The organism is Priestia sp. GS2 (assembly GCF_036409025.1).
In the GTDB taxonomy this organism is placed as follows: Bacteria; Bacillota; Bacilli; order Bacillales; family Bacillaceae_H; genus Priestia; species Priestia aryabhattai_A.
This window is the reverse complement of record NZ_JAZGJX010000001.1, coordinates 3,755,163-3,765,117: the sequence shown is the minus strand read 5'-3', so window position 1 is coordinate 3,765,117 and position 9,955 is coordinate 3,755,163. Positions and strand designations below refer to the sequence as shown.

Sequence of the window (9,955 nt, the reverse complement as noted above, 5' to 3'; positions counted from 1 at the left end):
AGAAGTAAGCCTCCTTTTCCATCAGAATAACGACTTGTACAACTTTTGTACAATCTTTAAAATCGTTTATGCATATAAAATTTATATTTATTCAATTGCTATTATGTGGGTAAATATATATTATAGAAGAAAAGCAACTATTCGACATATTCCACATGTTGTGGATAACAGTTCATAACAAGGGTGGAAAACATGTCCACAACTTTTCCACAATATGTGGATAAAGATGATATGTGGAAAAGTAATTAAGAGTGAAAACAAAAATATAATATCAAAGAATAACGGTTGTTGCAACGGATTTTCGAAACTTATCCACAATCACTACACCTTGTGGAGTAAAGTTTTCCACAACACAAGATGATGTGTACCACTTGTCGATAAGCGAAGTGGATTATTAAATTTGTCGAAAAAACTTATCCACAATACAAAAAACGACTTTTTATGAATAAAACCTTAGAAAAATGTCGTAGTTTTGTTTAAGTGTTTGAAAATGAGGAAGGGATTAAGATAATCGGTACTTTAAGGAGAGGTAGAAAGCTATCCTTAAAAAAGAAGAAGGAAAGTATCGATTTACTATGGACAAGTGGACAGCAACAATATTACAATGGAGAAGATTTTAAGAAGACTGTTGAGAAAAGGATTTAGGAAGAGCATTTATTATTTTATAAATAACATTGCAATTTCTACTTATTTTCATTATAATAGTTAGGACTGTCTTTTTCAGTTATTCCTCGAGGAGGTGTTTATAGATGAAAAGAACTTACCAACCAAACAGACGTAAGCGTAGCAAGGTACACGGTTTCCGCTCTCGTATGAGCTCAGCAAACGGACGTAAAGTTTTAGCTCGTCGTCGTCGTAAAGGAAGAAAAGTATTATCAGCATAATAGACCACTGAGACGTCAGTGGTCTTTTTTTCACTTAATGGACAAGTTTGCCTCTAATCCTTTATGGAATTCATGGTGGAAACGTGCCTGAAAAAGGGTAGGAGTGTTGAAATGAAAAAAAAATATCGGATCAAGAAAAATGAAGAGTTTCAAAAGGTTTTTCAAAAAGGACATTCATTTGCGAACCGTCAATTTGTTATATATGTACTAGACCAACCAGAGCTTCAGCATTTCCGTGTTGGTTTTTCCGTCGGTAAAAAAATTGGAAACGCTGTTACTCGAAATCGAGTAAAGCGATTAGCTCGTCAAGTCATGTTTGAAATTGCCCCATATCTCAAACAGGATAAAGATTATATTGTGATAGCTAGAAAACCAGCAGCCGAGATGGAATATGAGGAAGTGAAAAAAAGTTTACAGCATGTATTTAAAAGAGCGAAGCTTTATCATCATAGGCTCAACAGTTCACGAACTGAAGAAGAGAACTCTCAATAAATGTTGTTTTTCTACTATATCCTTATATAATGGTGTTTGACAAACTTTCAGTTTTGGAAGTTGGAACTTATTAAAGGAGGAGCAAAGGTGAGAAAGAAAGTTTTACTAGGAATTACACTTGTCTTTCTTTTGACGGTTTTGGCTGGATGTACGGAAATTAATCAGCCAATTACTGCTGATAGCAAAGGCTTTTGGAATGAGTATGTCGTTTATCCACTTTCTATGGTAATCGTATACTTTGCGAATTTACTTGGTAGCTACGGTTTTTCCATCGTCATTGTTACTATTCTAATTCGATTATTAATTTTACCTTTAATGGTTAAACAAATGAAAAACACAAAAGCAATGCAGGTTTTGCAACCTGAAATGCAAAAATTAAAGGAAAAGTATAGCTCAAAAGATGCAAAAACTCAGCAAAAGTTACAGCAAGAGACCATGCAACTTTTCCAAAAGTATAATGTAAATCCTCTAGCGGGTTGTTTTCCAATCTTGATTCAGATGCCAATATTGATTGGTATATTCCATGCTATTACTAGAACTGAAGAGATTGCAAACAACAGCTTTTTATGGTTTGACTTGGGTTCACGTGACCCATATTTTGCATTGCCAATCATTGCAGGAATTACAACATTTATTCAACAGAAGATGATGATGGCGGGAAATGCAAATCAGAATCCTCAAATGGCTATGCTTTTATGGTTAATGCCAATTATGATTGTGGTTTTTGCAATTAATTTCCCAGCAGCTTTATCATTATATTGGGTTGTCGGAAACATCTTTATGATTGTACAGACGTACTTTATCAAAGGACCAGATTTAAAAGCAGGCTCAGCAACCCCTCAAGGAGCTAAAAAATGAAAGATATAACGGTAACAGCTCCAACTGTTGAAGAAGCCGTCAATCAAGCTCTTTCAAAGCTAAATATTTCAAGAGAAAAAGCAGAGATTACCGTTGTTGAACAAGGGAAAAAAGGTTTCTTAGGGATTTTTAAAGGTAAACCTTTTGTTGTTCATGTGAAAAAAATAATGGATCCTGTTGAAGAAGCTGTATTATTTATTAAAGATGTAACAGCGCAAATGGGAATCGAAGCAGCAATTGAAGTGAAAAAAACATCAAGACAATGTGAAATTCATATCTCAAGTTCTTCGATTGGTCTATTAATTGGTAAACGTGGACAAACGATTAACGCACTCCAACTTTTAACACAACTGGTAGCAAACCGTTATAGTAAACACTATTTTAAAATTACCCTGAATGCAGAGAATTACCGTGAGAGAAGAGAAGAAACACTGGTTCAGTTAGCGGAGAAAATGGCCCATCAAGTACTACGCACAAATCGATCCGTGCAGTTAGAAGCTATGCCTGCACATGAGCGAAAAGTTATTCATCAAGCACTTGCTAAGAATAAAAAAGTAGAGACTTTATCCGTTGGAGAAGAACCAAAGCGATGTGTACTCATGCGTCCTGTACATTCAGTCTTTAAAAGTACTAATCACAAGTGATTAGTGCTTTTTTTATGTGTAAAAAAACAAAAACAAAAGATAGCAATTGTTATTCACATGTGGATAAGTTAAAATAATACGTACTGTTTATTTTGAGGTTGTGCATAACTGCTATTCGTTTTTTTTATTGATTGAATTGTGGTATCCTAGTTAGTTGATTGCCTTAATTTTAATAAGGTATGTTTTTGTTTTTATAAAAATGTGAACGATAGTAAAAAATCGTTTTAATAATAGCATAATTAGTCCAAAGGGATGAGGTGAAACTCAAATGTTAGATTTTGATACTATTGCTGCAATTTCTACTCCAATGGGAGAAGGCGCAATTGCAATTGTAAGATTAAGTGGAGAAGAAGCGGTAAGTATTGCGGATCGTGTTTTTAAGAGTGTTTCAAATAAAAGATTAAATGAAGTACCTTCTCATACCATTCATTACGGTCACATTGTTGATCCTAAAAATGGACAAACGATTGAAGAGGTTATGCTTTCTATTATGAAAGGCCCTAAAACGTTTACGAGAGAAGACATTATTGAGATCAACTGCCATGGAGGAATTGTTTCTGTGAATCGTGTGTTGCAGCTTGTTTTGGCAAATGGCGCACGTCTGGCAGAACCAGGGGAGTTTACAAAGCGTGCTTTTTTAAACGGTCGTATCGATTTATCACAAGCAGAAGCAGTCATGGATTTAATTCGTGCTAAAACAGATAAAGCGATGAATGTAGCAATTGGACAGATGGAAGGTCGACTTTCTAACTTAATCCGCCGTTTGCGTCAAGAAATTCTTGAAACGCTTGCTCATGTGGAAGTAAACATTGATTACCCTGAATATGATGATGTTGAAGAAATGACCCATCGTGTATTAATTGAAAAAGCGACTCGAGTTCGAAATGAGATTGATAACCTTCTACAAACATCTCAGCAAGGTAAAATTTTACGTGAAGGGTTAGCAACAGTGATTGTAGGTCGTCCAAACGTTGGTAAATCTTCACTTTTGAATAGCTTAGTTCAAGATACTAAGGCAATTGTAACAGACATTCCTGGAACTACTCGCGACGTAATTGAGGAATATGTTAATGTTCGTGGCGTACCACTACGCCTAGTAGATACAGCTGGAATTCGCGAAACAGAAGATATTGTTGAACGAATAGGAGTAGAGCGTTCTAGACAATACTTGCAAGAAGCGGATTTAATTTTACTTGTTCTCAATTATAATGAAGAGTTAACAGACGAAGATCGTAAACTGTTTGAAGCAGTTAAAGGAATGGATTACATTGTCATTGTTAATAAGACAGACTTAGAGCAAAAACTAGATATGACTGCAGTGAAAAATCTTGCTGGAAATCGTTCAGTTGTCACAACTTCTCTGTTGCAAGAACAAGGGATTTCAGAGCTAGAGGAAGCTATTTCTTCTCTGTTCTTTACTGGAACAATTGAGTCACAAGATTTAACTTATTTATCAAATACAAGACATATTGCATTACTAGCACAAGCGCAAAACGCAATCAATGAAGCAATTGAAGGAATTGAAAGTGGAGTTCCAATTGATATTGTTCAAATTGATTTAACAAGAACGTGGGAGCTGCTTGGAGAAATTATTGGTGATGCTGTACATGAAAGTTTAATTGATCAGCTATTTTCTCAATTTTGTCTTGGGAAATAAAGAATTGTTAAAAGGAGGTTATTCTTATGCATTATGAAGGTGGACAATATGATGTAATTGTTGTTGGAGCTGGACATGCTGGATGTGAAGCTGCACTAGCTTCTGCACGAATGGGTGCAAAGACATTAGCTTTAACAATCAATTTAGATATGGTTGCATTTATGCCATGTAATCCATCTGTAGGTGGTCCTGCAAAAGGGATTGTAGTAAGAGAGATTGATGCACTTGGTGGAGAAATGGGACGAAATATTGATAAAACTCATATTCAAATGAGAATGTTGAATACAGGTAAAGGTCCTGCTGTACGTGCTTTACGGGCGCAAGCAGATAAATTCGCTTATCAGCATGAAATGAAAAAAACCCTGGAAAATGAAAAGAATTTAACGCTTGTTCAAGGTATGGTTGAAAAATTAATCGTTGAAGATGGTGTTTGTACAGGAGTTGTGACGCAAACAGGAGCAGAATATAAAGCAAAAACAGTTGTTATTACAACAGGTACGTTCCTTCGTGGAGAAATCATTCTAGGAGAACTGAAGTATTCAAGCGGTCCTAACAATCAACAGCCTGCTATCAAGCTATCGGAACACTTAGAAGAGATTGGTTTAGAGATGGTACGCTTTAAAACAGGTACGCCTCCGCGTGTTAATAGCCAGACAATTGATTACAGTAAAACGGAGATTCAGCCTGGTGATGATGTGCCACGGGCTTTTTCATATGAAACTACACAATTCATTACAGATCAACTACCTTGTTGGTTAACCTATACAAGTGAAACAACGCATCAAATTATTGACGATAACCTTCACTTATCACCGATGTATTCTGGAATGATTAAAGGGACAGGCCCACGCTATTGCCCTTCAATCGAAGATAAGGTTGTACGCTTTAATGATAAACCGCGTCATCAAATCTTTTTAGAACCTGAAGGACGTCACACTCAAGAAGTGTATGTACAGGGTTTATCAACAAGCCTACCAGAACATGTCCAGCGTAAGATGCTTGAAACAATTCCTGGGTTAGAAAAAGCTCAGTTGATGCGTGCTGGTTATGCAATTGAGTACGATGCAATTGTACCAACACAATTATGGCCAACATTAGAAACGAAAAAGGTAAAAAATCTGTATACAGCAGGTCAAATTAATGGAACATCCGGCTATGAAGAAGCGGCAGGTCAAGGTTTACTTGCAGGTATTAATGCTGGTTGTCGTGCTTTAGATAAGGAAGAGCTAATTTTAGGTCGAGCAGATGCTTACATTGGTGTTTTAATCGATGATTTAGTAACAAAAGGTACCAATGAACCATATCGTTTATTAACATCAAGAGCAGAATATCGTTTACTTCTTCGCCATGATAATGCGGACTTACGTTTAACAGATGTCGGATATAAGATTGGTTTAATTAGCGAAGAGCGTTATGCTTCATTCCAGGCTAAAAAGGCAGAGATTGAAGCTGAAAAAAATCGTCTGCATGCAGCAATTATTAAGCCAAATGAGCAAGTACAAAGCGTAATTCGAAGCGCTGGGGGTAGTGAATTAAAAGATGGTATTCGCGCCCTTGAGCTATTGCGACGACCAGAGATGACATATGATCATATTAGTCAGCTTGTCCCTGCAGAAACTGAAATCCATCCAGAAGTAGCTGAGCAGGTTGAAATTCAAACAAAGTATGAGGGTTACATTCAAAAATCATTGCAGCAAGTTGAACGTTTGAAGAAGTTAGAAAACAAAAAAATCCCTGATTTAATTGATTATGATGCTATTCATGGTTTAGCTAACGAAGCGCGCCAGAAATTAAAAGAAGTACGTCCTTTAACAGTAGCTCAAGCATCACGTATTTCAGGAGTTAACCCAGCAGATATTTCGATTCTTCTCGTTTATATTGAACAAGGTAAAATTGCAAAAGTATCAAATGACTAACTTATTGGTAAAGGAAAGGGTAACGCAATGAATATTTCACAGTTTCAACAGTTGCTAGAGGAAAAAGGAATTACTCTTTCTTCCTCTCAGCTTGATCAATTTGAACGTTACTATAAAATTCTCGTTGAGTGGAATGAAAAAATGAATTTAACGGCTATTACAGAGCATGGTGAAGTGTATGAAAAGCATTTCTATGATTCTGTATCAGCAGCTTTCTTTCAAGACTTTCACTCTATTGAGAGCGTTTGTGATGTAGGAGCAGGTGCTGGTTTCCCAAGTATTCCATTGAAAATCTGCTTCCCTCACCTTCACGTTACAATTGTGGATTCGTTAAAAAAACGAATTACATTTTTAACACATTTAACCGAGGAGTTAGGTTTGGAAAATGTGTCACTTTATCACGATCGAGCAGAGGAGTTTGGGAAAAAAGAAGGAATTCGTGAATCCTTTGACTTAGTAACAGCTAGAGCTGTAGCTCGTATCTCAGTTTTAAACGAATTTTGCCTACCTCTTGTAAAAGAAAATGGTCGATTTATTGCCATGAAGGGATCTTCTGCACCTGATGAATTAAAAAATGGCGAAAAGTCCTTTAAAGTATTAGGTGGAAAAGTACAAAAAATTGAACATTTCCAATTGCCATTTGAACAAAGCGAACGTTATATTGTTTTAGTAGATAAAGTAGCAAAAACGCCGAAGAAATATCCAAGAAAACCAGGAATGCCTATTAAATCACCACTTGAATAAATGGGATAAAAGGCACGTTAATGTAAAGAATGTTTCTTGTGAAACATTCTTTACATTAACATTTTCCTAGAGCAAAGAAGGATATTAACGACAAATATCGAATTAGTTTTAAGGCGGGATTTTCCTGAAGGTGGTGTAGGATTATGAAATCTGCTTTTTCACGTTTTTTTAATTTAAAAGAAAAAGATGAAGCTATCTCGGTAGCCTCAGAAGAACCTCAAATTGAAAATGTCGAAAAAGTTTCAAAAGATGAAGTAAAGCAAATTTTGGTTTCAAGTATTACTCCCAATCGCTATCAGCCACGTACGGTTTTTAATCAATCTAAAATAGAAGAGCTAGCACTTACTATTCATACGCATGGTATTATACAACCAATTGTTGTTCGACCGGTCAATGATAATGAGTATGAGTTAATTGCTGGTGAACGTCGCTGGCGAGCAGTTCAGTCACTTGGTTGGGAAAGAGTTCCTGCTATTATAAAAGATTTTAATGACACTGAGACAGCGTCAGTAGCATTAATTGAAAATTTACAAAGAGAAGAGTTAACGGCGATTGAAGAGGCATTAGCCTATGCGAAATTACTAGAGTTACATAATCTTACGCAAGAAGCTCTTGCACAGCGACTAGGCAAAGGCCAATCAACAATTGCAAATAAACTTCGATTATTAAAACTTCCTTCTCCTGTACAAGATGCTATTAAACAAAAGTTAATTACAGAAAGACATGCACGAGCACTTATTCCTCTGAAGAATGAAGAAAAGCAACTTCAACTTTTAAATGACATTATCGAGGGTAAGCTTAATGTGAAACAAACGGAAGAACGTGTAGCTAAACTATTAGAAACACAGGTGAAAAAACCAAGAGCAAAACGAAAAGCATTCAGTAAAGATACTCGTATTGCTATGAACACAATTCGTCAGTCTTTAACAATGGTTAATGATAGTGGAATTAAGCTGAATACAGAAGAAGAGGAATTTGAGGAGTACTATCAGTTTACGATTAAAATTCCAAAGAAATAAAGATTAAAATAATCCTCATCTGCTTACGATGAGGCTTTTTTATAATTAGTTTAAGCATGAACTGAAAGTAAGAACAATAAATGGATGGGAAATGAAAGCAGGTGACAACTTGGGGAAAATAGTGGCGGTTGCTAATCAAAAAGGTGGAGTTGGAAAAACGACTACTGCTGTCAATCTAGGTGCATGCTTAGCGCAGCATGGTCAAAAAGTACTGTTAGTAGATGGTGATCCGCAAGGAAATGCAACAAGCGGTGTAGGAATTGAAAAAGCAGATGTAGATGCTTGTGTCTACAATGTTGTTGTAGAAGATATGGATACAAAACAGGTCATTTGCCCAACAGCTGTGGAAAACTTATCAATTATCCCTGCAACAATTCAATTAGCAGGTGCAGAAATTGAACTTGTTTCAACTATTTCCAGGGAAGTACGCTTAAAAAGGGCATTAGAAACAGTAAAAGATCAGTATGATTATGTTATTATTGACTGTCCCCCTTCTTTAGGTTTATTGACATTAAACGCTTTAACAGCAGCAGATTCAGTATTGATTCCTGTTCAGTGTGAATATTATGCGCTAGAAGGTTTAAGTCAGCTACTTAACACAGTAAGATTAGTACAAAAACATTTAAATCATCACCTTCGAATTGAAGGTGTCCTATTAACAATGTTAGATGCACGCACGAATTTAGGACTCCAAGTTACTGCTGAGGTCAAAAAGTATTTCCAAGAACGTGTTTACCAAACAATTATTCCACGAAACGTTCGTCTTAGTGAAGCACCTAGTCATGGTGCACCAGTTATTTTATATGATTCAAAGTCTAGAGGGGCTGCGGTATACATGGAACTTGCGAAGGAAGTGATATATAATGGCGAAAGGATTAGGTAAAGGTATTAATGCTTTATTTTCGGGGGTAGATACACAAGCTACAGATTCAATTCAAGACATTGATATTAGTGAATTAAGGCCAAATCCTTATCAACCGCGTAAAACGTTCCAGCAAGAAGCAATCGAGGAGTTAAAGCAGTCCATTTTACACCATGGAATTCTACAACCGATTGTTGCTAGAAGAAGTATTAAAGGATATGAAATCCTAGCTGGAGAACGTAGATTTAGAGCAGCAAAAGAAGCAAACTTAACAACGGTCCCTGTTATTGTAAAAGATTTTTCAGAAAAACAAATGATGGAGTTGGCGTTGCTTGAGAACTTGCAGCGTGAAGACTTGACTCCAATCGAAGAAGCAATGGCTTACCATCTTCTTATTGAAAAACTTGATATGACACAAGAGCAATTGGCAGCTCGCCTAGGCAAAAGTCGACCGCATATTGCCAATTATCTACGTTTGTTACAGCTTCCAGAAGAAGTGCAAATGTTAATTTCAAATAACGAAATTTCAATGGGACACGGTCGTACATTAGCTGGATTAAAAAATAAATCATTACTTCCAAAAGTAATTAAAAAAATAAAAACAGAGCACTTAAATGTTCGGCAATTAGAGGCGTACGTTTCTCACCTTAATCAATCTGTTTCACGTGAAACAAAGAAAGAAAAACCTCAAAAAACAAAAGATATCTTTATTAGAGAAAATGAAACAAAGTTGCAGGAAAAACTAGGTACCCCCGTAAATATTACGAGAACCAAGAAAAAAGGAAAGATTGAAATTGAGTTCTTTACTCAAGATGATTTAAATCGCTTATTAGAGTTATTAGAACATATTTCAATTGAGCAAAAATAAAAAGGTTGTCC

General features: G+C 36.0%; 10 protein-coding genes. All 10 read left to right on the top strand.

The features are described from left to right. The first annotated feature begins 749 nt into the window (after positions 1-749). The gene (gene rpmH / locus V2145_RS19255; protein ID WP_025907870.1) at positions 750-884 is read left to right on the top strand and encodes a 50S ribosomal protein L34; all 135 of its coding nucleotides are present in this window, start codon (positions 750-752) and stop codon (positions 882-884) included. Positions 885-995: 111 nt separating this feature from the next. After that, positions 996-1,376, top strand: a complete 381-nt coding sequence (gene rnpA / locus V2145_RS19250) for a ribonuclease P protein component (RefSeq protein WP_094910929.1) — start codon at positions 996-998, stop codon at positions 1,374-1,376. An 87-nt stretch (positions 1,377-1,463) separates the two neighbouring features. After that, positions 1,464-2,234 (top strand): YidC family membrane integrase SpoIIIJ, encoded by a 771-nt coding sequence (gene spoIIIJ / locus V2145_RS19245; RefSeq protein WP_094910930.1) that lies wholly within the window; start codon positions 1,464-1,466, stop codon positions 2,232-2,234. Further along, positions 2,231-2,878, top strand: coding sequence for an RNA-binding cell elongation regulator Jag/EloR (jag, locus tag V2145_RS19240; protein ID WP_210610732.1), 648 nt, complete (start codon positions 2,231-2,233; stop codon positions 2,876-2,878). Before spoIIIJ ends, jag begins: the two co-directional genes overlap by 4 nt. Positions 2,879-3,146: 268 nt before the next feature. Beyond that, a complete protein-coding gene (gene mnmE / locus V2145_RS19235; protein ID WP_094910932.1) occupies positions 3,147-4,535 on the top strand; it encodes a tRNA uridine-5-carboxymethylaminomethyl(34) synthesis GTPase MnmE in 1,389 nt (462 codons plus the stop codon). A gap of 26 nt (positions 4,536-4,561) precedes the next feature. Continuing rightward, positions 4,562-6,451: a tRNA uridine-5-carboxymethylaminomethyl(34) synthesis enzyme MnmG gene (gene mnmG / locus V2145_RS19230; RefSeq protein WP_094910933.1), complete on the top strand. Its 1,890-nt coding sequence runs from the start codon at positions 4,562-4,564 to the stop codon at positions 6,449-6,451. A gap of 27 nt (positions 6,452-6,478) precedes the next feature. Then, positions 6,479-7,195: a 16S rRNA (guanine(527)-N(7))-methyltransferase RsmG gene (gene rsmG, locus V2145_RS19225; RefSeq protein ID WP_094910934.1), complete on the top strand. Its 717-nt coding sequence runs from the start codon at positions 6,479-6,481 to the stop codon at positions 7,193-7,195. Positions 7,196-7,338: 143 nt separating this feature from the next. Then, entirely contained in the window at positions 7,339-8,214 is an 876-nt protein-coding gene (gene noc / locus V2145_RS19220; protein WP_094910935.1) for a nucleoid occlusion protein, read from the top strand. A 109-nt stretch (positions 8,215-8,323) separates the two neighbouring features. Continuing rightward, a complete protein-coding gene (locus V2145_RS19215; protein WP_094911224.1) occupies positions 8,324-9,097 on the top strand; it encodes a ParA family protein in 774 nt (257 codons plus the stop codon). After that, on the top strand, positions 9,078-9,944 hold the full coding sequence (locus tag V2145_RS19210; RefSeq protein WP_311856011.1) for a ParB/RepB/Spo0J family partition protein: 867 nt from the start codon (positions 9,078-9,080) through the stop codon (positions 9,942-9,944). The genes V2145_RS19215 and V2145_RS19210 overlap by 20 nt, the downstream gene beginning before the upstream one ends. The last annotated feature ends 11 nt before the right edge of the window (positions 9,945-9,955 follow it).